Origin of the sequence: Leucobacter sp. G161, assembly GCF_001482305.1 — a bacterium.
Classification (GTDB): domain Bacteria; phylum Actinomycetota; class Actinomycetes; order Actinomycetales; family Microbacteriaceae; genus Leucobacter.
In genome coordinates, this window is record NZ_LOHP01000061.1 from 1 (window position 1) to 24,267 (window position 24,267).

Below are 24,267 nucleotides of genomic sequence, written 5' to 3' on the forward strand. Positions count from 1 at the left end.
TCAGAAACCGACCACACCATCGATGCCGCCCTCGGCGGGCCCACAGCAACCGATAACCTGGCATATTTGTGTCGCAGCCACCACGCGTTGAAAGGCAACTCGGATTGGGCAGTGAAACAACTCGCAGGCGGGGTGCTCGAGTGGACGTCACCGACGGGCCGCATCTATATCGACCTGCCACCAGACTTACTGCCGGAGCTGCGGGCCACACGGCCCAAACCGAAACGCAAAGTGCAGTTCGAACCCGCGATCGAAGAACCCGAACTCCATCCCTTCTAAACGTCCGGCACACCTCGGGGCAACTGCCCGCCCGTTTACCCCGCTGCCCCATCTTTCCTGCAGCCACCATTCTGACTGCCAGCTGTCGACGATGACACGCCAAGCAAACGTCAAACCCTCACAAAGTGGCGACTACAGCGAGGGCTACCGGACGAGTTCCTCGGCCGCGGACTGTGTTCGGCCGCTGGAACCCCAGACGACGCTCCGCCCAGGCGTACCTGCTCCCAGGCAAGGGCGCTACGTACCCGAGGTAACCCCAAACATGAACGCCTGCGGGTGCGCTTCAAACGCCAGTAATTCACAGCTTGGAGTGCCTTCGTCGCCGCCACACGGCCGAGGACACTCATCCCAAGTGCACGAAGGACATCGATGCGCACGCCACAGGATCTGACTCACTTGACCTCTTCGCCCATGAGCATCGCATGGAGACAGAGACGACCGGCCCTGGGCTTCGCTGAGAGAGGCGGAACCGGTCGTGGCGATTTTGCTCTACCCCGCCGACTTGGGCGGCAGGGTCACCGGCCCGTCAGCCGCCTGCGTAGGTATCGCCGCGGGAGCACCGGTTGCGACGATGTAGAAGGTAGCGACCGGGCCGAGCAACAGGCTCAGAAAAAACCATGCCAGCCGTGAGCGGTTCTTCTGTTCGGCCAGCCCCGCGTTGATAAGGGCGAGCGAGATCCAGAACAGACTCTGCGGCACGTAGTCTTCCATGGCTCAATTGTAGGCGTCTCATAGATCGCTCTATGCCGGCGCAGCACCAATGCGCAAAGCGGTGATGAATTCCTTGTAGAGACCGTCGCGTGCGAGGAGCTCGTCGTGCGTTCCAGAGTCGCGCACACTGCCACGCTCAAGCAAGATGATCCGATCCGCCTCGAGCACGGTTGAGAGCCGGTGCGCAATCGTGACGACGGCACCGGTGCGGCTCGCGTCGCTAATGACGCGATGGATCGCAGCCTCGGTCACGCCGTCGAGCTGGGCGGTGACCTCGTCAAGGAGGAGCACGTCCGGGCGACGCACAAGCGCACGGGCGACGGCGAGGCGCTGTCGCTCTCCACCGGACAGATTCGTGTCTGCGACCTCGGTGTCGAGCCCCTCCGGAAGAGAACGGACTTTGTCGTCGAGCAACACTGCGGCGAGCGCAGCCCACGCCTCCTGGTCGCCGGCCCCCGCGCTGACGGCGTCACCGCCGCTATTTCCAGCGCGTGCGTCTCTGGAGGAGGGCGCCGTTCCCGTTCGGAAGAGCACGTTTTCTCGCACGGTGCCGGGAATGATCGGCGTCTCTTGCTCAACGTAGGCGATCCGCGACCGGACGTCGTCGATGCTGAGCTCGGTATACGGTACCCCGTCGAGTTCGAGGTGCCCGTTGCTCGGTTGAATGAAGCGCAGTAGCAGTGACAGCACTGTGGTTTTGCCGGCGCCCGAGGGCCCGACGAGCGCAATGTGTCCGGTGCGCGGGATGTCCAGGGTCACGTCGTGCAACGCGGACTGCGCGGCCCCTTCGTACGTCGCGGAGACTCCGCGCAGCGCGAGCACGGGCGCCCCCGCGCGGACAACGTGCGGGTGTGCCACGTTGGGGCGTGACGCTGTGTCTTCGAGCTCGAGGTGTTCGGTTTCCCTAATCCGCGCCGCGGCAGCGAGCCCCGTCTGTAGCGTTGCGAAGGCCCCGGCGAGGGCCGTGATCGGGTCGACGATGTTGAAGGCGTACAGCAGGAACGCGACGAGCGTCGACACGGCGAGCGTGCCGAGTGCGACCCTGCCTGCGCCGATGCCGAGGATCACGATGATCGCGAGCTGCATCCCGGCTCCGGCCAGGCTCCAGGATGCGGCAGCGAACCAGACAGCGCGGACCGAGTGCTTCGCGGCTTCGTCGGCTTTCGCGACCACGCGCCCGATCTCCCTTGCCTCGGCACGGCTTGATTTCACCGTGCGGAGGGCGCGCACGCCACCCTCCAGGGTTCCTCCGAGCTTGCCGATCGCGTCTTGCGCTCGCCGCTGCGCTCTTCCTATGTAGGGGACGAGCACCCCGAACATGACGCCAACGATCACGAGCGCAAGCAGGGTGGTGAGTAGCAGCGGCCAGTCGAGGTACGCCATGAGGGCGATGGTGCCGATGAGGGACACGGTGCCGTTCACGAGCTGCACGATGCTCGATGTGGCCGCCTCACGCAACAGCACAGTGTCGCTGGTGACGCGCGTCACGAGCTCGCCGGTTTTGAACCGCTGCACCTGCTCGAGTTTCGCCATGAAGAATCGCCTGATGAGCGAGTGCCTGGCGTCAAACACGATCCGCTCGGCGAGCTTCCCGAGGAGAACGGACTGGGCGAAGCCCGCAACTGTGCCGATCAGGAGCAGCCCGATGAGCAGCATGATCGGTCGGGCGAGACTCACGCCAGTTTCGAGCGAGTCAAGCACCCATTTCGTAGCGAGCGGGGTCGCCAGCATCGTTGCGGTCGCGAAGAGTCCGAGAAGCACCCCGGCCGCGAGCTTCGAGCGGTGTGGGCGGGAGTAGGACCACACGAGCGCGACCCCTGATCGGAACGGCACGCGATCGGGTGCCGTCTCCGACGTCGTCTCGGGCAGGATCTCGGGGGCAATGGGAGCGGACGGATCGTCTATGGGCTGTGGCACGGGGATCCTCTACGGGTGGGTGGCTTACGATTCGCGCGTGTCCCCCGGCCGCACTTTCACTGCCCGTCTAGCTAACAGTGCGCGTTGGTGCACGTCAACGGTTCGGAGGCAGTTTCTGGAAGCTGCCCGCGGCGGAGCGCTGCCCAGCGGCGAAAGCCGCCCAGAGCAGCGCCGCCCAGAGCAGAGCCGCTCTGAGCAGATCCTGACTCGGCTACACAGATTGCGGTGCAGGCTGTGACTATGACTGAATCTCCCACACCCCCAGTGTTCACGGAACCCCTCCGGCGCGAGTTATTCGAGCAGCGTATCCTGGTGCTCGACGGCGCCCTCGACGACGACAACGGCGTCCTCCTCGCGGCACAACTCGTCGCGCTCGCCGCAGCTGATCGCTCGGCGGATATCTCGCTGTGGATCCATTCGCCGGGCGGATCGGTCCCGGCGATGCTCGCAATTCGCGATCTCATGCGGCTCGTTCCCAACGATGTATCGACGCTTGCGCTTGGAATCGCGTACAGCGCCGGCCAATTCCTGCTGACAGCGGGCACCCCGGGCAAACGCCGGCTGCTCCGCCACGCTCGGGTACTCATGCATCAGGGGTCGGCGGGGATCGGCGGCCCGACGGGCGATGTAGAGGTGCAGGCGGCGCACCTGCGGCACACGCGTGACACGGTGTTGCGGCTCACGAGCGAGGACACCGGGCAGCCGGTGGATCGCGTCTACGAGGACTCGCTGCACGACCACTGGTACGACGCTTCCGAAGCGATCGCGTACGGCTTCGCCGACGCCGTCGTCGAATCGTTCGCCGAGCTGCTGCCAGGCGGTGACGCCGGAACAGACACGGCAACCGGCTTCAGCGCCGCACCCGATGCACACCGCTCTCCTGCCCCGACACCAACGAAGGATCTCTCATGACTCAGAGCTATTCGATCCGGAACGTCGTCTCGCACAGTCCGCGCGGCGACCGCATCATGGATGTGTATTCGCACCTGCTCGCGGAGCGGATCATCTACCTCGGTACCCCCGTCGACCCGGGCGTCGCGAACGCGATCATCGCCCAACTGCTCTACCTGGACTCCGTGACGATTGACACCGATATCAACGTCTATATCAACTGCTCCGGCGGCGATCCCAGCGCAATGCTCGCGATCTACGACACCATGCAGTTCGTCCGGTCGGGTATCGCAACGACGTGCGTCGGGCAGGCGGTCGGCGTCGGCGCGGTGCTCCTCGCCGCGGGAACCCCGGGCAGGCGCATGGCGTTGCCGCACACGCGGGTGATCCTGCACCAGCCGAGCAACGAGGAGCGGCGAGGCACGATCCCCGATCTCATTCTGCAGGCCGGCGAGGCAGTTCGGATCCGCGCCGATCTCGAGAACGTGCTGTCGCGGCACTCGGGGCAGCCCGCGAAGAAGCTCAGGCGGGACACGGATCACGATCGCGTGTTCACCGCGACCGAGGCGCGCGACTACGGGCTCCTCGACCACGTGATCGAGCAGCAGTAGCCGCCGCGGGCTACGCGGCCAGCATGTAGGCAGCGCGCGGGCCGGATGCGGCGGCAGCGCGCAACCCCGCGGTGACCCCGTCAGTGAGATCGACAAGCGTGACGTCGAGCGCACCCGCGACCGCGTCGATCATCTCGCTCGACGGATCCTTCGCTCCGCGTTCCATCTCCGAGAGGTACTGCGGAGAGACGCCGGCTCTCGCCGCTGTTTCCCCGAGCGTTTCGTCCCGCTCGTGCCGGAGCCGGCGCAGCTCCGCTCCGAGCATGTGCCGCCACAGCGGGGCCGGTGGTGCAACGCGTGGGCGCTTCGCTTTCTGGGCATCGTTGTCAGCCATACCCGATCGTAACCCGGGCTGGCGCGCACACAGCACGGTCTCCGCTCAGAGCAGAACGGATGCGAGACTGTCCCTATGCCGAGTTCCTTCGAAGTGGTGACACGCGCCACCGTGCCGCCCGAGGCGCTCTTCGACGCGTCCCTGAGCGTCGACGAACACGTGACCTCGCTCGCTCACTCCGGGGAGCGCGCGATCGCCGGGGTCACAGTGGGAACACTGGGTCTTGGTGGCGTCGTGACGTGGCGGGCGCGGCACTTCGGGATCTGGTTCACGATGATGGTGCGGATCACCGCACTGGATCGACCGTACTACTTCGTCGACGAGCAGCAGCGGGGCCCGTTCAAGGCGTTCCGGCACGAGCACACATTCGCACGGGATGGAGGGGAGACGGTCATGACCGACAGAATCACCGTCGCGTCGCCCGTGTTCGGCAGGCTGGCGGAGCGACTCGTGCTCGTGCCCTATCTGCGCCGGCTGATCCGCACCCGCAACGTGCACCTCGTGGCGACCGTCACCTCGTAGGACCACGGATATCTATCAGCGGCACGGCGACAGCGCACCTCGCGATCTCCAGCACCGAGAGATACGGTACTGAGTATGGAACACGCAGACCGGAAATACGAGCGCGGCGACTACACGATGGCTTTCTCCGAGTTCGCGGGGCCAGCCACACGGACGTTTGTCCTCATTCACGGCATCGGCATGGGCCGGATCACATTCGAGGAGGTTGCGCAGGTCCTTTCGGGCATGGGCAAGGTCATCATTCCCGACCTCCCGGGTTTCGGGGATTCGCCCGAACCGGGCACGGCCGCGACGATCGAGGCAAGCGCCGACCTCATCAAGCACTTCATCGATGATGAGGCGACCGGGCCCGTGACGCTCGTCGGCCACTCCATGGGCACCCAGATCGTCGCGGAGCTCGCACACCGCCACCCGCAGGCGATCGATACGCTCGTGCTCATCGCGCCGACGATCAACCGGCACGAGCGCAGCGCGACGAAACAGGCTGCACGTATGGTGCAGGATCTCTACGGCGAGTCTCCTAAGGTGCTCGTCGAGGGTGTCGTCGAGTACACGAAGACGAGCCCGTTGTGGTTCGCGAACAAGCTGCGACTCATGCTCGACCACCGCATCGAGGACATCTGCCCCGAGATCACCACGCCCACACTGGTGATGCGCGGCGAGACGGATCACGTGTGCCCGCGCGACTGGGTGCAGGAAGTGGCCGCGGCACTCCCCGACTCCGAGTACCAAGAGATTCCGGATCGCGGCCACGAGGCCATCATCAAGAGCCCGGAGCCGGTGGCGTCGATGGTGCTTGAGTTCGTCGCCCGGCGCGCTCCGAAGGCCCCCACCTCGAACTAATCAACTCGCTGATAGTATGGCCATTAATGAAATCGTTAATGGATCACAAGCACGAGTTGCTCCTCGGTCACGCTGAACTGGACAGCGAGGAGACTGACTTCGTCATGGCCGTACTGCGCACCGCGGCACTCATCGACAGGGCATGCCAGGCGGAACTCGCCGCGTTCAACCTCACCGAGGGGCGACTCAGCGTCATGCTCGCAGTCGCGGATACCGAGGAGGGCTCCGCAACGCCTGCCTCAATCGCAGACCGACTCGGTGTCACCCGCGCTGCCGTCACCGGCCTGCTCGACGGCCTCGACCGGCAGGGCCTCATCGAACGTTCCGGCACCCCCGGCGACCGCAGATCAACGACCGTCACCCTCACACGTGGGGGCGAAGATACCCTTGCACACCTGCGCCCGGTGTACGGCGATTGGCTGCGACACATCGCAGGTGCCGTCTCCCCCGACACGCTAGGTGGGGCGCGCGCCGCGCTCACCGCAATCCAACACCGCGTCGCGCAGACGTCCAGCAATGACTAGCCCCGGCGCGAGCAGAACGAGCGATGTCAGCGCAGAGCACCTCGCCAACCTCAACGCTGGCACGGCCCAGGCGAAGACCCTAACCGAGGCACTCGTCATCGATCACCGCTCACTCCTCGCCGCGACAGTTCCCGGCGCAAGCCCCGAGCTCACCGCAGAGGTCGCAGCCGCGCAGGAACTCGGGATCCTGAAACGCATGGCCGCGATCGGCTCCGCTCTGCAGCAGCACCTTTCGGCGGCAGAGCTCAGTCGCCTCGCCGAGCACCCCTCGGACACGGTGCGCGGCTGGTGGTGCTTCGCGACCGCGGCGGACGACACACTCGACCAGGCGGCGCTACTCGCGGCGTGCAGGCCTCGTGCCGATGATGAGCGGTTCACGGTGCGCGAGTGGGTGTGGATGGCCGTGCGGCCTCGCCTCGTGACCGACCTCGCAACCTCCGTCGAACTGCTCGAACCCTGGACACGGGACATCTCCCCCAGTATCCGACGCTTCGCCAGCGAGTCACTGCGACCGCGTGGGGTCTGGGCCAGCCACATCAAAGCGTTCAAGGAACACCCCAGCCTGGGTGAGCCGCTCTTGGAACCCCTGCGCGCGGACCCAGAGCGGTACGTGCAAGACTCAGTGGCGAACTGGATCAACGACGCCGCAAAGACTACCCCGGACTGGGCCAGAGCGCTGTGCGCCCGATGGCTCCGCGAGAGCCCAGCCGCGACCACCGAACGCATCGTGACGCGCGCACTGCGCTCACTTCGATAAGCTGTCTGCAACCGCGGATCGGAGGTGTGGATCATGTTGCTGTCGCTCTGGATGATGACGCAGTTCTTGCTTCTCACTCTCGTTGTCGCGCTCGGCACGGTGCAGCCGCAGTCACCCTCGCAGGCGATCCTCCTCGGCGCTGCCGGAGTGCTCGCGTGTGCACCAGTGGCGGCCGCGATTGTTTGTTCGCGCAGGATCCCGCTCGTTCCGGCGTTGCAGGGCCCGCACGCCCGCTCCCGCCCGTCGGTGACTCCCACATTCAGCATGCCTGCTGAGCCAGGCACACCAGGCACGGTTCTCGCTCGCGCCCCGTCTCGCGCCGGTTCACACCTCAGTTGAACGGCGGCCGCCGGTCGGGAGTCACTCTGTAGGCACTGAGCCCGGCTTCGCGCCCGGTATTGAGCCCACGTGCATCGTTGGGCCCGATCCCGGTGCCCCACACGCAGACGCGTCCGTTCTCTCGAGGTGATCAGTCACACGACCCCACACACGAGACGAGAATCATGATGCACTTTTCCCAGACCCCGGCGGGCTGCGCCCGATGAACATTTACGAGTTCCTTCCCATCAAGCTCCTTATTCGCGGGGCCTACTGGCTCGTGACGACACTCAGCGACCTGTTCGAACCGCTGGTTGGAGCGCAGAGCGCAGCGATCGCCATTATCGTTTTGACGCTCGGGGTGCGCATCCTGCTCATCCCGGTGGGGCGCTCGCAAGTGAAGGCGACGCTTGCCAGACAGCGGATCGCCCCGAAGCTCGCCGAACTCCAGCGCAAATACAAGAACCCCGAGGTGCGCCAGCGAAAGACTATGGAGCTCTACGCCGCTGAGAAGGCATCGCCGTTCGCAGGCTGCCTCCCAGTCCTCGCGCAAATGCCCGTGCTCATGGCGGTCTACGGGCTTTTCATTTTGCCCGAGATCGACGGCGAATCCAATGCCCTGTTGAGCAAGTCGTTCCTCGGGATTCGTTTGGACGCCAGCCTCACAGGCGATCTTTTCGGGGGCAACATCACTGTCACGCACGCGGCCGTGGGTGTCGCGATCATGGTACTCATCGGCATCGTCACACAGACGTCCCGTCGCCTGCTCACTCCCCCGACCCCCGCGCCAGCCCCGAAGCCCCAAAACATGCCGGAGGGTATGCCCGATCTCTCTGGGATGACGAAGATGATGAGCTTCGTTCCGTTCATCACGGTGTTCATCGCCGCCATCGTTCCGCTCGCCGCCGCGCTGTACCTTGCGACGACGACCACGTGGACGCTGTGCGAGCGCCTCGTGCTCGGCAAGATCTACGGCACGCTGCCGCACTCGAAGAAAGAGGAGCCAGACACCCCCGCGACGTAGGGGCACGCGCGCGCTCCGCATGGCTGTCAGGCTGCGCAGTTCTTGACCGGAGCGAGCAAGTCGTCGCAGTCGAGATCCCCCGAAGGCTCCCGGAGGGGTATGACACGTCTGCTGATATCGAGCATCAAGAGGCCGTGGTGTTCTGGTTGCCCGAGCGCAAGCTCGCGGCGGCCAGCTGCAGTGCCGAGCCGCTCTACGTCACAACGTTGAAGCCGGCACGCGTTGCTCTCGTCCCCATGCTTCCCGAGTCGGCTTCAGGTTTGGGACACTCAGCACGGAGGGGCCTGCTCCGTGCACCGCACGGAACGCCCGAGAGAAGGCAGGCAGGTGCGCGTATCCCAGCTCGCGCGATACCTCGGTTGGTGTTTCGCCGTCACCGAGCTGGTTACGCGCGCGCGTCATTCGCAGCATCCGCAGCCACGCGGCGAGCGGTTCCCCTGTACGGGCGTGCACAAGGCGGTAGAGCTCCCGTTCCGATGTTCCCAGCCGCGCGGCTGCGTCGCAGGTACGCAGCTCTGGGGCACGGACGAAGAGGTTCGCAAGCGCTGCTAGCTTCCCGTCATCGGGAGTCACCGGGGCTCGACGTGAACCAGCAAGTGCGGCGCTGAAGCCACGGTCAGGATCGATGCCGACCACGCCGACACGTGTGTATGTGGCGAGCACAGCTTCCAGCATTTCGAGTGTTCCCAGGCCGCCGATGCGCGCCGGTTCAAGCGGCGCACCGATGCTCCCGCGCAGCGCGGAACGGTAGCCGAGTGGCATGAGCACCGAGCCGGGTGGGATGCGCAGCTCGTTCCGACTGCCCGCGGGGATGATCACTGCGTCGCCCTCGCTCAATGAAATGCTGCGATTCGCGATCACCAACTCCGCTGGGCCGATCGCAGCCCACACGGCGACATGTGAACCGTTGACCCGAGTCCAGGTTCGGTTCGCACCAACCTCGGTGTCAGGCACCACGATCTCCGCTGTCAGGTTTCCCTCGGTCGCGACGCCTGCGCGCCACTGTCCCGGAGTGACGCCGGCAGCCTCAGCAAAGGCGCGAATGAACCCCGCGAGACTCGCATAGCCGATGTGGTGGGCGATCCACTCGAGATCTCTGCCAGCGGTGATCAGCTCGGCTCCGGAACGCAGGCGATGGCGTCGCCGCCATGCAGCGATTGTCCATCCGGTCTCGTCGCGGAAGCGCCGCTGCACAGTTCGCAAGCTCCACCCCGGCACAGCCCGGCAGACTGCGCTCGCAAGGTCGGTGGCCGGAGATGCCAGGAGCGCATCGGCAAGCACACCGAGTGCATCCGAACGCGGCATCGGCGGAGCCGTAAGCGGGCCCTGGCCGGTTCCCCGTACCGTCAGCGGCGCGGACGGCGCACTGTCGAGGTGCCCAAGCGCGTTCGCGAATGCGCTGAGCAGGGCCGGGACCGTGGCGGACGGAATATGGACGATCGTCGTACCGGACAGTCCCTCTCCCCGAGCCGGCACGGGAATAAGGACCGCGCCAATCGCGGGCCGAACCTCAACCACCTCCCCCGCGGGAACCCACACGCCCGCCCCCGCGACCAGGCGCATTTCCGATGAGCCCGCGGTGAGGAGCGCGCTGCCGCGGATGACTGCGTAGAGCATCGGTTCGGTGAGGCGGACCGGCGGGAGTTGCGCGGCTGGTAACACGGTGTCGTTTCCAATCAACAGACGAAGGTAAGGCATGGCTAACTTTGAGGATAGCGCGCACCGCTGTGCCGTCACTCAACACTGATCCAACTCGGAGGTTTCCCGCATGGCTAGACGCCTGCCCACCCTCATCGCGGCAGCTGCCGCTGCTGCTCTACTGCTCGCCGGATGCAGCTCCACAACCCCTGACGCGTCCTCGGACGGCGATTCCAAGGCTGAGGCCACCGAAGGTTGGCCACGCACAGTCGAGCACGCCGCCGGATCCACGACGATCGATGAAAAGCCGCTACGAATTGTCTCCGCCGCCCCGTCATTCACCGGCGCGCTACTCTCGATCGACGCTCCGCTCGTCGCGACGGCCGCGGCGCCCGTCACTCCCCTCACCGACGACAATGGTTTCTTCACCCAATGGGCGGATGTTGCGGTCGAACGCGGCATCGAAATCGCCTACAAGGATCTGGAGCTCGACCTCGACGCCATCGACCAGTTCGAGCCCGACCTTATTATTGGCTCGGCTTCGGGCGGCGATAGCGCAACTGAAGCGTATGAGCAGCTGTCAGAGATCGCACCGACTGTGCTTATCAGCTACGCGGATATTACTTGGCAGGAGATCACGGAACAGATCAGCGAAGCCACAGGGCTCGAGGCTGAGGCGACAGAGCGAATCGCCGAGTACGATCAGTGGATCACTGAGCAGGCTTCCAAGATCAAGCTGCCGCCCCAGCCCACAACCGCGCTCATCTACATGGGCCCCGAGGGCTCCTGGCCGTTCAACGTGGAGAGCCCGCAGGCCATGCTGCTCAGCTCGCTCGGCTTCGACTATCAGCCGGCTAAGGAAGAGTTCCTCTCCGAGGGCCAAGGCGGGCGCGTCGGAACCCTCACAAGCGAGAACGCGGCCGCGGGTCTCGAAGACGCGGCAACCATCTTCACCGTCGCCATGACCGGAGGCGATCCCGTCTCAGACTTCTCGAACGACGCACTGCTCGCAAACCTCCCGGCGATCACCAATGACCAGGTGTACACGATGGGAACCGACTCGTTCCGCCTTGACTACTACAGCGCGAAGCGGACCGTCGAACTGCTCGTCAACACCTTCCCGAAGTAGACAGGTGACCGTTCGACTCGACACGCTGAGCGGTGAGGCGCCTGCGCCTCACCGCTCAGCGGCGCGGCGCACGGCGCTGCTCATGCTCGCATCGCTCGCCGCGCTCGCGATCACCGCCGTGCTCGGGCTGGGGCTCGGCTCGAGCAGGATCGACCCGGCCACCGTGGTCGCGGCGATCTTCAGCTACGACCCGTCGAACGATGCCCACCTCGTCGTGGTCTTGTCGAGGTTGCCGCGAATTGTGCTTGGCATCGTTGTCGGGGCCGCACTGGGCCTGGCCGGCACGCTCATGCAGTCGGTCACGCGCAACCCGCTTGCGGACCCAGGCATACTCGGAGTCAACGCGGGTGCATCGCTCGCCGTCGTCATCGCGATCGCTTTCCTCGGCATCGACAACGTGAGCGGCTACATCTGGTTCGCGTTCATCGGTGCGGCCGCTGCCGCCACGGTCGTCTACCTGCTCGGCAGCGCACGCGGCAACGCGGGCACCCCCGTCCGGATCGCGCTCGCTGGCACTGCCGTGAGCATCGTCATCGGCGCGCTCACTCAGATGATCCTGATCAGCAACGAGGCGGCCTTCAACTCCTTCAGGTTCTGGTCAATTGGCTCGCTCCAGGGCCGAGGTTTCGACGTGATTGTCACGGTAGCTCCGTTTATCGCTGTGGGGATCCTCGCAAGCTTCCTCCTCATCGCGCCCCTCAACGCCATCACCCTCGGCGACGACGTCGCGACGGCGCTCGGCACCCATACGGGCTCCGCTCGCATCGGCGCCGCCCTTGCAGTGGTCCTGCTCGCGGGTGCCGCGACTGCGGCCGCCGGCCCAATCGGCTTCATCGGTCTGGGGGCAGCCCACATCGCCCGATTCTTCACCGGCAACGAGCACCGCCGCCTCATCCCCGCCTCGGTTGTCCTCGGCGCGACGCTCCTCGTGCTGGCCGATACCCTCGGCCGGGCCAGCGTCGCTCCAGCCGAGCTGCAAACCGGCGTCGCCGCCGCTCTGTTCGGGGGCCCGCTGTTTGTGGCCCTCGTCCGATCGCGAAAGGTAGCAGCGCTGTGACCACGTTCTCAGTCCCCGTCATCCGGCTCGGCCGCGCGTCGATCCGCGTGCGCCCGAGGCTCCTCATCGTTGGTGGCATCGCCCTCGTCGCACTCATCGCCGTCATCGTGACATCACTCATGATCGGCACGATCCGGCTCGGCTTCGACGACCTCGCAGCCGTCGTTGCCGGCGAGGCCAAGCCCTCCACAACCCGCTCCGTACTCGGCAGAAGGCTCCCCCGTGCGCTCACCGCGGCCGCTGTCGGCGCGCTACTCGGCATGAGTGGGGCAACCTTCCAATCGCTCTCGCGCAACCCGCTCGGGTCCCCCGACATCATCGGGTTCACCTCGGGGGCGGCGACAGCCGCAGTGTTCCAGATCATCGTGTTCGGCGGCGGCATGCTCGCCACGGCGGTCGCCGCGGTGGTCGGCGGCATGCTCACCGCGCTCGCCGTGTACTGCCTTGCCCGCCGCGATGGTGTCACAGGAGGGCTGCGACTCGTGCTCGTCGGCATCGGTGTCGGAGCAGTCGTGAGCGCATTCTCGGCGCTACTCATCGCGCGCGCCGACGTGGACGACGCACTGGTCGCCCAGCTCTGGACGACCGGTTCCCTGCTCGGGCGCGGCTGGGTGCACGTCGCGCTCTCCTGCGCGGTGCTCGCGATCGTCACCCCGGTGCTGCTTCGCTTGGGCCGCAGTCTCGCGCTCATGGAAATGGGCGATGAAGCAGCCCACAGCGTTGGCGTTCCCGTCGAACGTACCCGCTTTGCAGCAATGCTCATCGGGGTGACGGCCGCGGCTGCTGCCACTGCCGTCGCAGGCCCCATCGCGTTCATCGCCTTCGCCTCGGGGCACATCGCCCGGCACCTCGCACCGGTACCAGGCGTGCTCGTCGGACTATCTGCGATTGTTGGCGCCGTCCTCCTCGCAGGCGCCGATCTCCTCTCCCAGCACCTCGATGTGGGGCTTCGCACCCCTGTCGGGCTCGTGACGAGCGTGCTCGGCGGTATGTACCTCCTCTGGCTGCTCGCCCGACGGATTTGAACGGATCTTCTATGACTTCACTTACCCGCATATCTCCCGCCCGCAGCGAGGCGAGCCCGTACCCCGCGACGTCCTCACCGGAATTGTCGGCACACGAGCTCGCACTCGCATACGGTCAGCGCACCGTGGTCAACGGTCTGAACCTCACTGTGCCAGCTGGGGGCTTCACGGTCATCATCGGCCCAAACGGCTGCGGCAAATCGACGCTGCTGCGCGCGCTGTCGCGGATGCTTCGTCCGACCTCTGGCTCGGTCACGCTTGGTGACACCGACCTCGCTAAGATCCGCACGAAGCAGGTCGCACGTCGCATCGGAACCCTCGCCCAGGCACCGGCGACGCCGACCGCGATCACCGTTGCAGACCTCGTCGCACGCGGGCGGAATCCGTATCAGAGCCTGCTCCAGCAGTGGAGCACGACTGACCAGGTCGCCGTCGAGCGAGCACTCGCCGAGGTCGAAATGACGGAGCAGAGCGAGCGCCTCGTCGAGGAGCTCAGCGGAGGACAGCGGCAGCGGGCCTGGATTGCGATGGCGCTCGCACAGGAAACTCCGATCCTGCTGCTCGATGAGCCAACCACATACCTCGATATCTCTCACCAGATCGACGTACTCGATCTATGTTCGAGGCTCCACACCGATGGGCGCACGCTCGTCGCCGTGCTCCACGATCTCAATCTTGCAGCCCGATACGCAACCCATATCGTTGCGATGCGTGACGGCAGCATCGTCGCCGAGGGAACCCCAAGCGAGATCGTGACGGCTGAATTGTTGCGCGAGGTGTTCGACCTCGACGCCCTCGTCCTGCCAGATCCCGAAACGGGAAGGCCCCTTATCGTGCCGCGCGATCGGCGACGCCAGGCTTCAGAGCCACCCGCTATGTACCCGGATCTCCCGACCACACCACCACCCACCCCCAGCGTTCACGAGCCCGACCTCGTGACAGAACAGGAGACAGCATGACTGCCCAGACCCCGACTCCCAGCAGCACGCCAGCACCGAAGAGCCAGCAAGCGGCAGGCAAGAAGCCGCGGGCGACAGATTCCGACGACCACAACCGCGGCTTGCAGCTCGCCCACGCCACCGTAGTCTCATTCGCGGATATCACGCCAGAGCTCGCCCGCGTAGTGCTCCGCATCCCCGATCTTGCTACCGAACCGAATTGGTCACTGCCGAACGTTGCAATCCGGTTCTACCTCGATGAGCGATTCGGCCCCACATCGCGCGTGTACACGGTGCGCTCAGCAGACACGAGCACCGGAACGATTGAGGTTGACGTCGTCAAGCACGGCGAGGCAAGCCCGATGATGCAGTGGATCGACACGCTCAAGATCGGCGATCAGGTGAAGTTCGGCGGGCCACGGCCACACGCCAACCTCCCTGAGACAGGCGGCCGCGACGCAGTGTTCTTCGCGGACGCGACCGCGATCCCGGCGCTCTACGCAATCCTCGAGCAGGCAGATCCGAATCTCACGGGCCGCGGCTGGGTCGCCACGAACGACGTGGACGCCTTCGCCGAGCTGCCCGTGTTCCCTGGACTGACACTCACGCGAATCACCCCTGGTACAGGGTTCTCCGACCAGATCGCCACGCTTCCTGACCCCGCATCAGTTGTGGTGTGGGCCGCGGGCGAGCGCGATGAGATGCGGGCGATTCGCTCGTTCTTCCGAAAGGACACAGGCCTCGGAAAGGATGACGTCGCCGTCTTCGGGTACTGGAAGCGAGGCACCACGAACACTGAGATTGATGAGAAGCGGGTCGAGGCGTACGAGCTTGCGCTTGCCGCGGGCGGCTCCGTGCACGAACTCGACGACTTCGCTATCGCTATCTAGCCAGGCCAGTAGGCTCGGCCCCTATTGGCACGGTTTCGACACTGCCGCAGTAAGGAGGCCCACCCCGTCGTAGCCACCCCATTTCGACACTTAGGTTGCGTGCTGAGGATTCCGTTTGCGCATGACCCCCACCGGGGTTACTCTGTAACTAGTTACGCAGTAACCCCTCGTGGGGTTCCCAGCACAGAAGGCCACCATGTCAGTCAAACACGCAATGCTCGCGCTCCTCGCTGCTGAGCCGTCCTCCACCTATCAACTCCGCAAGCGGTTCGACGCGACCACCGGACAGGGACTCCCCCTGAACATCGGGCAGGTGTCGTCAACCCTGCAACGGCTCGAACGCGACGGCATGGCCGAACGTCCGGCGGATGGCCAGCTGTGGCAGCTCCTCCCCGCGGGTCGGGAGGAACTCGCCCTCTGGTGGGCGAGCCCCGTGCTCGCCGAGCAGCGCGGCCGTGACGAGCTCGTGCTCAAGCTCGCACTCGCCGCCGTGACCCCGGGCGTCGACGTCTCGGAGCTGCTGCAGACGCAGCGCGCGGCCACCCAACGGGCAATGCATGACCTGACCCGGGTGCGCCGCAGCATCGCCGCTGACGAAGTCGTCGCGCGTCTCGTCGTCGATCACCACATCTTCCAGGCCGAGGCCGAGCTGCGTTGGATCGACGACGCTGAAGCCACACTGCTGCGCGCCGCGAACCGCGCACCATCAGGATCGCGAACGGGGCAGCAAGGGCCGGGCACTTCCGCGCAGCACGCCGGGGGAGAGCACGAAGCCGATCCGCAGGAGCGCGCCCAGCGCGCGGCGACAGGCAGCGAGGGCGCGCGATGAGCGGCACAACGCACGGCAAGGGCGCGAACAGCGCGAACACCGGCACGTCCGACGGGGGAACCGAGGCCGCCAGAAACATCGCCGGCCCCACCCCAATCCTCGAACTGCGCGGGGTGACCCGGCTACACGGCGAGGGTGCCCGCGAGGTGCGGGCGCTCGATGACGTTTCGCTCTCGGTGTATCCGGGAGAGTTCATCGCCGTCATGGGGCCCTCGGGCTCGGGAAAGTCGACGTTGCTCAATCTCGCGGGCGGGCTTGACTCCCCCGACGCGGGCGCGGTGCTCGTCGAGGGCAGCCCGCTCGCGGGTCAGACCACGAAGGCCTTGGCCGAGCTGCGCAGGCGCAGTGTCGGCTACGTCTTCCAAGACTTCAACCTGCTGCCCGGGCTCACCGCTGCCGAGAACGTCGCGTTTCCGTTGGAGCTCGATGGCTGGGCCCGGCGTGCAGCCTTCACGGCCGCGCAGGCCGCGCTCGAGGAGTGCGGGATCGCTGAGCTGGCGGGCCGCCGCCCCGAGGACATGTCTGGCGGTCAGGCGCAGCGCGTCGCAATCGCGCGCGCCCTCGTTGGGCCCCGGACGCTGCTCCTCGCAGACGAGCCGACGGGCGCGCTCGATAGCAACACCGGCAGCGCGATCCTTGAGCTGCTGCGCGACAGGGCCGACCGCGGTGCGGCGGTGGTGCTGGTCACGCACGAGTCACGCTTCGCCGCATGGGCCGACCACACGGTCTACCTCCGCGACGGCAAGATCTCTGGGGTGACCGGCCCCTCCGACCCCGCGACGCTGCTCACGACGGGCAGCAACGCGACCGGCACAGGCGCATGAGCCGCATGTCCCGCGCGGTTGGCTCCTGGCGTCCCGTCCTCAGACTCGCCAGCCGCGACGCGCTCCGGCACCGTACACGCACGGTGCTCTCCGGGATCCTCATCGCTCTCCCCGTCGCCGCGCTCGTCGGGTTCATCGCGGTGTCTGCAAGCAGCGCGACGAGCGCCGAGCAAGCGTTGCGATCCATCCCCGCGGGCGCAGACGCGGTGATCACTGCCACCGCGATCTCCCGCGATGCACCACCGTTCGAGCAGCTGCCCGAGGGGCCGCCGGGCCCGTGGATCGACGACACTGAGGTGCTGCCCGCGGGGTCGGAGGATGTGGGCCGTCTCCTCGTTCCCGGCACTGAACTCCACGAGTATTGGACGTCACCGACGCTCATCGCGTCAACTGGTCTCGGGCTTGCGCCCGGGGAACAGGGCGCCGCTGGCGCCGCGGCAGCGGGGCTCAGCGGGCTCGGCTTCGACCGCTTGGGCACCGCGACGCTCACGGAGGCCGAGCCTGGGGCCTTCGCGCTGCTCGCCCCGGAGGTCGCCGCGGGCAGGCTGCCAGCAGCGTCGACCGAGATCCTCATCAATGGGGCTCTCGCGGACCGACTCAGCGCGGTGCCCGGCGACACGCTCACGCTGCTCGCTCCGCCGGACACCGGGTGGCGCAGCACCGACGGCAACACCGCCGCCGCGATGCAGGATTCCGAACGCGGCTACCGCATCGTGGGCATCGCGGACGACGGTAGCGATGGCGGCGCCGGGGCCACGACCCCGCACGCCTGGGCGCTGTCAGCCTGGCTCTCGGGCCTCGTCGACGAGCTGCCGGCGGGCATCCAACGACACTGGCTCGCGATCGGCGGTGACGTTACGTGGGAGCAGGCGAAACAGCTGAACGCGCTGCAGGCCTTCGCGGTGTCGAAGCACGTGCTGACGAACTACCCCGCGGCCAGCGAGCTGTATCCGGTGCCGCTCGACGTGGGCGCGTACATCGAGGCGATCGTTGGGATCATCGCGATGAGTGTCGTCGGCGGGCTGCTCGTGCTGTTCCTCGTAACCCCTGCATTTGCGGTCTCGGCGGAACAGTCGCGCAGGTCCCTCGGCCTCGCGGCAGCAGCGGGCGCGGCTCCCCGCGATCTGCGCCGCATCATCCTCGCGCAGGGCATCGTGCTCGGATTCGTCGGCGGCGTTCTCGGCCTGGTGCTCGGCGTCGCGGGTTCCTTCGGGGTTAACGCTCTGTTCGAGCGCCTCAGTGAGGGTGGCGGCGGGATCGACGCCCGGTACAGTGTCGCATCGCTGCTCGCGCACTTCCCGGTGTGGATCCTGCCCGTCGCTCTCGTCATCGCCGTCGGGCTCGGCACGGTCGCGGCGCTCCCTCCTGCCCTCACGGCTGCACGGCTCGCCCCGGTCGATGCGCTGCGCGACCGTCGGCCCGCGCGGCCGGCGCGCGGCAGGGCGATGCGCGTGGTCACCGCGTGTGGCGGTCCGGCGCTCCTTGTCGTCGCCGTCGCGCTCGGGGTCTTGGCGTTCATGATGCCACTCGGCGAAGTAGCCTTCGATCCGGAGTCGGCGATGCAGGCAGCGCCGCCGGGCGCGCAGGCCCTCGGTTTCCTGATCACGGCTTCTCTGCTGCTCGGCGCGGCGGGGCTCGCGCTCACCGTTCGCGCGGTCATTGCCTGGCTCGGTCGGCGCGGGCAGCACGCCAAGCCCGCGCTCCGACTCGCGCTCCGCGACGCGGCGGATCACCCATCGCGCACCGTTCCCGCAGCCCTCGGGGTACTCTTCGCGGTCGCCGCGGCGTCGTTCTCGCTCGTGTTCGGGGCGTCCGCAATGGCGAGCTACCGTGACAGCGGTACCACGCTCGATTGGCAGGGAACATTCATGCTCACGCCGACCGTCGGCATCAGCGACGACTTCAACGCACTCCTGGTCGGCGCGGCGATTGACGACATCCGCTCGGACACCCCCGCGGTGACGGGAAGCGTGCCCATCCTTGAGGTGGCACGCACCTCGACGCTCCAGCTGCAGCCATTTCCGCCCACTGATCGAGCCTGCCCGCTGGGCGAGGCTCCGCACACGGCAAGTGCCATCGAACTCGGGGCTCCGCTGCGCTGCGTGTCTCAGCACTCGGGAGCTGCATACAACGCATCGTTCAGGATCGGTGGCATGAATTCCCAGGGCAACGTCTTCCTCTTCAGCGGCGACGCACTCCGGGCGACCGGGATGCCCGGGGCTGTCGATGCCGCTCGTGTGCTCGATGAGGGCGGAGCGGTCGTCGGCGACGCGACACTCATCAGTGCGGCGGGGACCGTGCGTGTCGGGATCGATCCCGAGATGCTCAGCGAGGAGGCCGACACCGACGAGATCATCGAGATTCCCGGCGCGTTCCTGCCTGGCGTTGGCGCGCCATTCGTCGTGTCCCCCGATACCGCGGAGCGGCTCGGCGTCGACGAACTGCACTACCTCGGCGACATCGCTACCGTGACGCAGCCGCTGAGCACCGCGGAGCTGTCGGCGGTCACCGACCGCACCGCGTTCCAGTCGCTCGTCTCAGGCACCACCCCCGACGGTAACGACAGGCTGTCTCCTGGCAGCGATCTGTACTCACGGGTGCTCACCGCCGCCCCGGCGCTGCTGCTCGGTTTTGTCGCCGTCGCCGCGACCGGCGTCGCCGTGCTGCTGTCCGCGACGCAGGGTCGTCGCGACGCAGCGACCATGCTCGCGGTCGGAGCTGATCGGCGAACGCTCCGACGGCTTGGGCTCGCACGCGCAGCCGTGATCCTCACGCTCGGAGTGCCAGCCGGGCTGCTCGCGGGCATCGCTGCGGCCTCGTACCAGGTTGCCTGGAACAGGCATCTTGAGTCGAGCGGCGCGTGGCTGAGCACGGTGGTCATGTGGGATGCGCAGGCGCTGCTCGGGGCCGCGGTAATCGTCGCGGGCCTCGGTGCCGCGCTCCTGTTCACTCGGCCGCCCCGCAGCCTCGTGCGCCGGGCGCTCGACTAGCGCCGCTGGGCTGTCGGGGCGCCCACTGGGGAGGGTACGTGCGGTGGCCGCTCGCACCCTCCCTCATCCTTTTGGATGAGGGACAGTTCACCATCGCCCCCGATGCCAGAACGGGCGCGCGCTGGTGAAGTTGATGTTATGGCTTCTTCCCCTCTTACCTCCCGGCGCGGCGCGTGGATCTCGCTCGGCGTCGCACTCATCGCGATGGTTGCACTGTTCGGCGTATTCGGGTCGGCGAAAGCGCCGGCACGCAACGCGCAGGCACCCGCAACCTCCGAGTCAGCCCTCACCAGCGAACTCCTCGCGCAGTTCCCGAACGCCGACCGGCAGTCGGTCCTCGTCGTCGCATCCCGTGATGACGGCGGCGAGCTGACAGCGGACGACACCGCCACGCTCGAGCAGCTCCTCCCGGTGCTCAACGCCCACGCGGATGCCGAGTCAAGCGGCCCCATGCTGAGCGACGACGGCAAGGCGGCCCTGCTCGTCACCCCAATCAAGGTCGGCGAGACGAACACTGACACGGCGCAGATCGTGAAGGCGCTCAGGGCGGACATCGCGGCTGCCAGCGGCGCTGACGCGAGCGATACCGCCGGGTCGGAGATCGTAGGCCTCACGGGCCTCTCGCTGCAGGTCACCGGCGGCCCGGCCTTCGGCGCAGACATCGCTGGCGCGTTCGAGGGAGCCGACTTCACGCTGCTGCTCGTCACGATCCTCATCGTCGCCGTGCTGCTCATTGTCACCTACCGATCACCCGTGCTCTGGATCGTGCCGCTCATCGTCGTGGCACTCGCTGACGGCCTCGCAGGTCGAATGACCGCGGCTGCGGGTGCCGCCTGGGACCTGCAGTTCGACGCCGGCATCATCAGCGTGCTCGTCTTCGGCGCGGGCACGAACTACGCGCTGCTGCTCATCTCCCGCTACCGTGAGGAACTTCTCACCACCGAGGATCATCGGGCGGCGCTCAGCACCGCCTGGCGCAAGACCCTCCCGGCGATCCTCGCCTCGAACGTGACGGTCGTTGCGGCCCTCCTCACGCTCGTGCTCGCCGTGATTCCCGGCACGCACGGCCTCGGGGTCTCCTCGGCAATCGGACTCGTCATCGCGCTCGCTGCCGTGCTGTTCGTGCTCCCACCGTTCCTCGCCGTGTGCGGACGAGGCGTCTTCTGGCCGTTCGTTCCCCGCCCGGCCGCAGCCGGGGGTACTGGCGCAGCAGGCGGTGCCGGTAGCAACAGCACCTCCCACACCGGCGGCGTCTGGCGCGCGATCGCAACCCGCGTTTCCCGCCGCCCCGCGGTCAGTCTCACCGCAGGCCTCGCGCTGCTCGCAGTGATGGCGACGGGCCTCCTCGGCACCTCCGTCGGGCTCGACCAGGTCGAGAAGTTCCGCGGCGAGTCTGAGTCTGCTGCGGGCCTCGAGGTACTCTCTGAGCACTTCCCGCCCGGCGAGGCGCAGCCGATCTTCATCGTGTCGGCGAGCGATAGCGCTGGCAATGTTGTCGATGCGGCAAAGGGCGTCGAGGGCGTCGTGCGCGCCCACCCGGTCGGCGAGACAGCCGACGGCACGCTCACGAAGATTATGGTGACGAGCGAGTACGCTCCGAGCACGGAACAGAGCCTCGAGCAGATCTCCGAGCTTCGCGAGGCAGTGCATGCGATTCCAGGCACTGACGCACTCGACCAGGCGCTCGTCGGCGGGGCAACCGCGACCGATCTCGACGCCCGCGACGGCAACCAGCAGGACCTCTGGCTCATCGCACCGCTCGTGCTTGCCGTCAGCTTCTTGGTGCTCATGTTCCTGCTCCGTTCGCTCGTCGCGCCACTGCTGCTGCTCGCCGTGAACCTCGCGAGCGCGGTCGCCGCTATCGGCGCAGGGGCCTGGCTCAGCCGGGTGCTCTTCGGCCAGCAGGCACTCGATCTGCAGGTGCCGCTGCTCGCGTTCCTCTTCCTCGTCGCGCTCGGGATCGACTACACGATCTTCCTCGTGCACCGGGCACGCTCGGAGGCGAAGAAGCTTGGCACCCGCGCAGGGATGGTCGAAGCCGTCGCGCACACCGGAAGCGTCATCACGAGCGCCGGGATTGTGCTCGCCGCAGTGTTCGCCGCGCTCGGTGTGCTCCCACTCGTCACCCTCGGTCAGCTTGGGCTCATCGTCGGCGTCGGAGTGCTCGTCGACACGCTCATCGTGCGGACCGTCATCGTGCCCGCGATCTTCAGTCTGGTGGGAGATCGGGTCTGGTTCCCCGGAAAGCTCTCGCAACGAGAGAGAATTGACGCATGAGCCTCGTAGACGCGCCGCTGACACGCGATGGCGCCATGGCCACGCGCCCCGCCGAGCCCACCGTGCGGGCGATGCAGGTCGGCCAGCATCTCATCGCGCTGGCGCTCACAGTCATCGGCGTGATCCGCGCGCTCGGCGACGGCGTCGCTCCCCCGGCCGCCATCATCGCGGGCGTCGCGATCCTCGCCTGGCACACGGCAGGGGCGTTCATCCCCAGCCGGGTCGCGGCGACGAGCGCGGTGACGTGGTGGCTCGTCGGTTTCGCCGCCGTCTGGATCGCCGCCGTCGCGGTCTCCCCCGAATTCGTCTGGCTGGCGTTCCTCCTCTGGCTCCTCGCGGGGCACCTCCTGCCGCTGCACTGGGGGCTCGTGTACTCGGTGTGCGTGTTCGCCGTCGTCGCGGTCGCGCCGATTCTCCATCACGGCACGACGAGCTACGCGAACGTGTTTGGCCCGCTCATCGGCGGGGTGTTCGCGTTCGGGATCTCCCGCGGTTACCTCCAGCTGCTCCACGAAGCCGCCGAACGCGAGCGGCTCGTCGCCTCCCTGAGGCTCGCACAGACCGAAATGGCTGAGCTGCAGGACGAGCTCGCCGTCGCCCAGCGCGAGGCCGGCGCGATCGCTGAGCGGACACGCATCTCGCGCGACATTCACGACACGATCGCGCAGGCGCTCTCGTCGATCCGGTTGCTCGCGCACGCCGGAAGCAACCGCACGAGCGACCCCGCCGCCGAGCTCGCCCTCACCCAGGTCGAGACGCTCGCCGGCGACAGTCTCGCCGACGTGCGCAGGATCGTCGCCGAGCTCGTCCCCGCCGAGCTTGAGGACGGAGCGCTCACCTCAGCGCTGCAGCGCATGCTCGACCGGGCACACGAGGAGACAGGGATCCGAGCTGAGCTGCACGTCGATGACACCCTGCCGTTACTCCCGACCGAGATCGAGGTGGGCCTGTTGCGGTCGGCGCAGTCGGCGCTCGCCAATGTGCGCGTTCATGCTCAGGCAAGCCGCGTCGTGCTCAGCCTCATCGACGCGGGCGATTCGGTGCGCATGGACGTGATCGACGACGGCACGGGCTTCGACGCTTCGGCGTGGGAGAGAAGCCCTGTCGCGACCGCCGGATCGTCGAGCTACGGGCTGCGCTTCATGCGGGACCGGCTGCGCGAACTCGGCGGCGGGCTCGACGTTGAGAGCTCCCCGGGCGAGGGCACCGCTATCTCGGCGCACCTGCCGATCCACATCGACCAGGCCACTGTTCCCAAGGAGACCCCATGACCATCACCGTGCTGCTCGTCGACGACCACCCGGTCGTGCGCAGCGGGCTCCGCGCAGTGCTCGACACTGGCGACAGCGTCGCCGTGGTCGGAGAGGCTGCAACGGGCGAGGCAGCCATCGCGCTCGCCGAGCAGCTGCGGCCAGACGTCGTGCTCTGCGACCTGCGACTCGGCGCAGGGATCGACGGGATCGAGACAACAGCGGCGCTGCGCGCCCTCGACCCGGCACCTGCCGTGCTCATTCTCACGACCTTTGACCGGGACGCCGAGATCCTCGGAGCCATCGAGGCGGGTGCCGCGGGATACCTGCTGAAGGACGTCGCCCCAGAAACCATCGTCGAGGGCATCGAGCGCGCGGCCGCAGGCGACATGTTCCTCACGCCCGACATCGCATCGCGCGTACTCAAGGGCATGCGCGATCCGCTCCCCAAGCTCACCGAGCGCGAGGTTGAGGTGCTGCGGCTCCTCGCGACCGGTGCCGCGAACCGTGAGGTCGCCCGCGCACTGTTTGTGACCGAGGCAACCGTCAAGAGCCACGTCGCGCATATCTTCACGAAGCTCGACGTCGACAGCCGATCCCGCGCGATCCACGTCGCCAGGGAAACCGGCCTGATCTAGCCCCGCCGTCGGCCCACTGCCTGGCAGCGCTGATTACTGCGCCCAAAAACT

Annotated in this window: 24 protein-coding genes; 20 read left to right on the forward strand and 4 right to left on the reverse strand. The window is 67.1% G+C overall.

From position 1 onward, the window contains the following. A partial coding sequence (locus AUL38_RS17745) for an HNH endonuclease (RefSeq protein ID WP_235590669.1) occupies positions 1–279 on the forward strand: 279 nt, incomplete at its 5' end. A gap of 489 nt (positions 280–768) precedes the next feature. Here the strand turns inward: AUL38_RS17745 and AUL38_RS17560 are convergent. Beyond that, positions 769–990: a hypothetical protein gene (locus tag AUL38_RS17560; protein ID WP_059061276.1), complete on the reverse strand. Its 222-nt coding sequence runs from the start codon at positions 988–990 to the stop codon at positions 769–771. Positions 991–1,020: 30 nt separating this feature from the next. Next, positions 1,021–2,907 carry an ABC transporter ATP-binding protein gene (locus AUL38_RS08980; RefSeq protein WP_235590670.1) on the reverse strand — a complete coding sequence of 629 codons (1,887 nt, stop codon included), beginning with the start codon at positions 2,905–2,907 and terminating at the stop codon, positions 1,021–1,023. Between the two features lie 240 nt (positions 2,908–3,147). Between AUL38_RS08980 and AUL38_RS08985 the strand changes: the two genes are divergently transcribed. Both AUL38_RS08985 and AUL38_RS08990 read left to right on the forward strand, forming a co-directional pair. After that, positions 3,148–3,819 carry a ClpP family protease gene (locus tag AUL38_RS08985; protein ID WP_083506733.1) on the forward strand — a complete coding sequence of 224 codons (672 nt, stop codon included), beginning with the start codon at positions 3,148–3,150 and terminating at the stop codon, positions 3,817–3,819. Beyond that, the gene (locus tag AUL38_RS08990; protein ID WP_059061278.1) at positions 3,816–4,409 is read left to right on the forward strand and encodes a ClpP family protease; all 594 of its coding nucleotides are present in this window, start codon (positions 3,816–3,818) and stop codon (positions 4,407–4,409) included. The genes AUL38_RS08985 and AUL38_RS08990 overlap by 4 nt, the downstream gene beginning before the upstream one ends. Positions 4,410–4,419: 10 nt before the next feature. Here AUL38_RS08990 and AUL38_RS08995 read toward each other — a convergent pair whose 3' ends face one another. Beyond that, complete coding sequence (locus tag AUL38_RS08995; protein WP_059061281.1) at positions 4,420–4,743, reverse strand: helix-turn-helix domain-containing protein; 324 nt, start codon at positions 4,741–4,743, stop codon at positions 4,420–4,422. Between the two features lie 75 nt (positions 4,744–4,818). Here AUL38_RS08995 and AUL38_RS09000 point away from each other — a divergent pair, with 75 nt between their 5' ends. From AUL38_RS09000 to AUL38_RS09025, 6 genes are all read left to right on the forward strand, one after another. Further along, positions 4,819–5,265 carry an SRPBCC family protein gene (locus AUL38_RS09000; protein ID WP_059061283.1) on the forward strand — a complete coding sequence of 149 codons (447 nt, stop codon included), beginning with the start codon at positions 4,819–4,821 and terminating at the stop codon, positions 5,263–5,265. Positions 5,266–5,340: 75 nt separating this feature from the next. Continuing rightward, positions 5,341–6,108 (forward strand): alpha/beta fold hydrolase, encoded by a 768-nt coding sequence (locus tag AUL38_RS09005; RefSeq protein ID WP_059061284.1) that lies wholly within the window; start codon positions 5,341–5,343, stop codon positions 6,106–6,108. 38 nt (positions 6,109–6,146) lie between these two features. Further along, positions 6,147–6,632, forward strand: a complete 486-nt coding sequence (locus AUL38_RS09010; RefSeq protein WP_059061287.1) for a MarR family winged helix-turn-helix transcriptional regulator — start codon at positions 6,147–6,149, stop codon at positions 6,630–6,632. Further along, positions 6,625–7,389 carry a hypothetical protein gene (locus AUL38_RS09015; RefSeq protein WP_059061289.1) on the forward strand — a complete coding sequence of 255 codons (765 nt, stop codon included), beginning with the start codon at positions 6,625–6,627 and terminating at the stop codon, positions 7,387–7,389. The genes AUL38_RS09010 and AUL38_RS09015 overlap by 8 nt, the downstream gene beginning before the upstream one ends. A gap of 33 nt (positions 7,390–7,422) precedes the next feature. Next, positions 7,423–7,728 (forward strand): hypothetical protein, encoded by a 306-nt coding sequence (locus tag AUL38_RS09020; protein ID WP_059061291.1) that lies wholly within the window; start codon positions 7,423–7,425, stop codon positions 7,726–7,728. A gap of 202 nt (positions 7,729–7,930) precedes the next feature. Further along, a complete protein-coding gene (locus tag AUL38_RS09025; protein ID WP_059061294.1) occupies positions 7,931–8,731 on the forward strand; it encodes a membrane protein insertase YidC in 801 nt (266 codons plus the stop codon). A 198-nt stretch (positions 8,732–8,929) separates the two neighbouring features. Here AUL38_RS09025 and AUL38_RS09030 read toward each other — a convergent pair whose 3' ends face one another. Beyond that, positions 8,930–10,411: a helix-turn-helix domain-containing protein gene (locus AUL38_RS09030; protein ID WP_161937427.1), complete on the reverse strand. Its 1,482-nt coding sequence runs from the start codon at positions 10,409–10,411 to the stop codon at positions 8,930–8,932. Between the two features lie 88 nt (positions 10,412–10,499). Here AUL38_RS09030 and fepB point away from each other — a divergent pair, with 88 nt between their 5' ends. From fepB to AUL38_RS09085, 11 genes are all read left to right on the forward strand, one after another. Then, positions 10,500–11,498 carry a Fe2+-enterobactin ABC transporter substrate-binding protein gene (gene fepB, locus AUL38_RS09035; protein ID WP_059061297.1) on the forward strand — a complete coding sequence of 333 codons (999 nt, stop codon included), beginning with the start codon at positions 10,500–10,502 and terminating at the stop codon, positions 11,496–11,498. Positions 11,499–11,502: 4 nt separating this feature from the next. After that, positions 11,503–12,555, forward strand: a complete 1,053-nt coding sequence (locus AUL38_RS09040; protein WP_059061307.1) for an iron ABC transporter permease — start codon at positions 11,503–11,505, stop codon at positions 12,553–12,555. After that, positions 12,552–13,580, forward strand: a complete 1,029-nt coding sequence (locus AUL38_RS09045; RefSeq protein ID WP_059061309.1) for an iron chelate uptake ABC transporter family permease subunit — start codon at positions 12,552–12,554, stop codon at positions 13,578–13,580. The genes AUL38_RS09040 and AUL38_RS09045 overlap by 4 nt, the downstream gene beginning before the upstream one ends. A gap of 11 nt (positions 13,581–13,591) precedes the next feature. After that, on the forward strand, positions 13,592–14,539 hold the full coding sequence (locus AUL38_RS09050) for an ABC transporter ATP-binding protein (protein ID WP_083506736.1): 948 nt from the start codon (positions 13,592–13,594) through the stop codon (positions 14,537–14,539). Beyond that, on the forward strand, positions 14,536–15,408 hold the full coding sequence (locus AUL38_RS09055; protein WP_083506737.1) for a siderophore-interacting protein: 873 nt from the start codon (positions 14,536–14,538) through the stop codon (positions 15,406–15,408). The genes AUL38_RS09050 and AUL38_RS09055 overlap by 4 nt, the downstream gene beginning before the upstream one ends. A 196-nt stretch (positions 15,409–15,604) precedes the next feature. Continuing rightward, positions 15,605–16,237 (forward strand): PadR family transcriptional regulator, encoded by a 633-nt coding sequence (locus AUL38_RS09060; protein WP_083506738.1) that lies wholly within the window; start codon positions 15,605–15,607, stop codon positions 16,235–16,237. Then, positions 16,234–17,061 (forward strand): ABC transporter ATP-binding protein, encoded by an 828-nt coding sequence (locus AUL38_RS09065; protein WP_083506739.1) that lies wholly within the window; start codon positions 16,234–16,236, stop codon positions 17,059–17,061. Before AUL38_RS09060 ends, AUL38_RS09065 begins: the two co-directional genes overlap by 4 nt. After that, complete coding sequence (locus AUL38_RS09070; protein ID WP_083506740.1) at positions 17,058–20,051, forward strand: FtsX-like permease family protein; 2,994 nt, start codon at positions 17,058–17,060, stop codon at positions 20,049–20,051. Before AUL38_RS09065 ends, AUL38_RS09070 begins: the two co-directional genes overlap by 4 nt. 138 nt (positions 20,052–20,189) lie before the next feature. Then, on the forward strand, positions 20,190–22,328 hold the full coding sequence (locus tag AUL38_RS09075) for an MMPL family transporter (RefSeq protein WP_059061314.1): 2,139 nt from the start codon (positions 20,190–20,192) through the stop codon (positions 22,326–22,328). Beyond that, on the forward strand, positions 22,325–23,599 hold the full coding sequence (locus AUL38_RS09080) for a sensor histidine kinase (RefSeq protein ID WP_083506741.1): 1,275 nt from the start codon (positions 22,325–22,327) through the stop codon (positions 23,597–23,599). The genes AUL38_RS09075 and AUL38_RS09080 overlap by 4 nt, the downstream gene beginning before the upstream one ends. After that, on the forward strand, positions 23,596–24,216 hold the full coding sequence (locus tag AUL38_RS09085; RefSeq protein WP_059061316.1) for a response regulator transcription factor: 621 nt from the start codon (positions 23,596–23,598) through the stop codon (positions 24,214–24,216). Before AUL38_RS09080 ends, AUL38_RS09085 begins: the two co-directional genes overlap by 4 nt. The last annotated feature ends 51 nt before the right edge of the window (positions 24,217–24,267 follow it).

Excerpts from the sequence above, each read along its gene's own strand:
- AUL38_RS17560 (WP_059061276.1), bottom strand. The coding sequence starts at position 990 with ATGGAAGACTACGTGCCGCAGAGTCTGTTCTGGATCTCGCTCGCCCTT.
- AUL38_RS08985 (WP_083506733.1), top strand. The coding sequence starts at position 3,148 with ATGACTGAATCTCCCACACCCCCAGTGTTCACGGAACCCCTCCGGCGC.
- AUL38_RS08990 (WP_059061278.1), top strand. The coding sequence starts at position 3,816 with ATGACTCAGAGCTATTCGATCCGGAACGTCGTCTCGCACAGTCCGCGC.
- AUL38_RS08995 (WP_059061281.1), bottom strand. The coding sequence starts at position 4,743 with ATGGCTGACAACGATGCCCAGAAAGCGAAGCGCCCACGCGTTGCACCA.
- AUL38_RS09000 (WP_059061283.1), top strand. The coding sequence starts at position 4,819 with ATGCCGAGTTCCTTCGAAGTGGTGACACGCGCCACCGTGCCGCCCGAG.
- AUL38_RS09005 (WP_059061284.1), top strand. The coding sequence starts at position 5,341 with ATGGAACACGCAGACCGGAAATACGAGCGCGGCGACTACACGATGGCT.
- AUL38_RS09010 (WP_059061287.1), top strand. The coding sequence starts at position 6,147 with ATGGATCACAAGCACGAGTTGCTCCTCGGTCACGCTGAACTGGACAGC.
- AUL38_RS09015 (WP_059061289.1), top strand. The coding sequence starts at position 6,625 with ATGACTAGCCCCGGCGCGAGCAGAACGAGCGATGTCAGCGCAGAGCAC.
- AUL38_RS09020 (WP_059061291.1), top strand. The coding sequence starts at position 7,423 with ATGTTGCTGTCGCTCTGGATGATGACGCAGTTCTTGCTTCTCACTCTC.
- AUL38_RS09025 (WP_059061294.1), top strand. The coding sequence starts at position 7,931 with ATGAACATTTACGAGTTCCTTCCCATCAAGCTCCTTATTCGCGGGGCC.
- fepB (WP_059061297.1), top strand. The coding sequence starts at position 10,500 with ATGGCTAGACGCCTGCCCACCCTCATCGCGGCAGCTGCCGCTGCTGCT.
- AUL38_RS09050 (WP_083506736.1), top strand. The coding sequence starts at position 13,592 with ATGACTTCACTTACCCGCATATCTCCCGCCCGCAGCGAGGCGAGCCCG.
- AUL38_RS09055 (WP_083506737.1), top strand. The coding sequence starts at position 14,536 with ATGACTGCCCAGACCCCGACTCCCAGCAGCACGCCAGCACCGAAGAGC.
- AUL38_RS09060 (WP_083506738.1), top strand. The coding sequence starts at position 15,605 with ATGTCAGTCAAACACGCAATGCTCGCGCTCCTCGCTGCTGAGCCGTCC.
- AUL38_RS09065 (WP_083506739.1), top strand. The coding sequence starts at position 16,234 with ATGAGCGGCACAACGCACGGCAAGGGCGCGAACAGCGCGAACACCGGC.
- AUL38_RS09070 (WP_083506740.1), top strand. The coding sequence starts at position 17,058 with ATGAGCCGCATGTCCCGCGCGGTTGGCTCCTGGCGTCCCGTCCTCAGA.
- AUL38_RS09075 (WP_059061314.1), top strand. The coding sequence starts at position 20,190 with ATGGCTTCTTCCCCTCTTACCTCCCGGCGCGGCGCGTGGATCTCGCTC.
- AUL38_RS09080 (WP_083506741.1), top strand. The coding sequence starts at position 22,325 with ATGAGCCTCGTAGACGCGCCGCTGACACGCGATGGCGCCATGGCCACG.
- AUL38_RS09085 (WP_059061316.1), top strand. The coding sequence starts at position 23,596 with ATGACCATCACCGTGCTGCTCGTCGACGACCACCCGGTCGTGCGCAGC.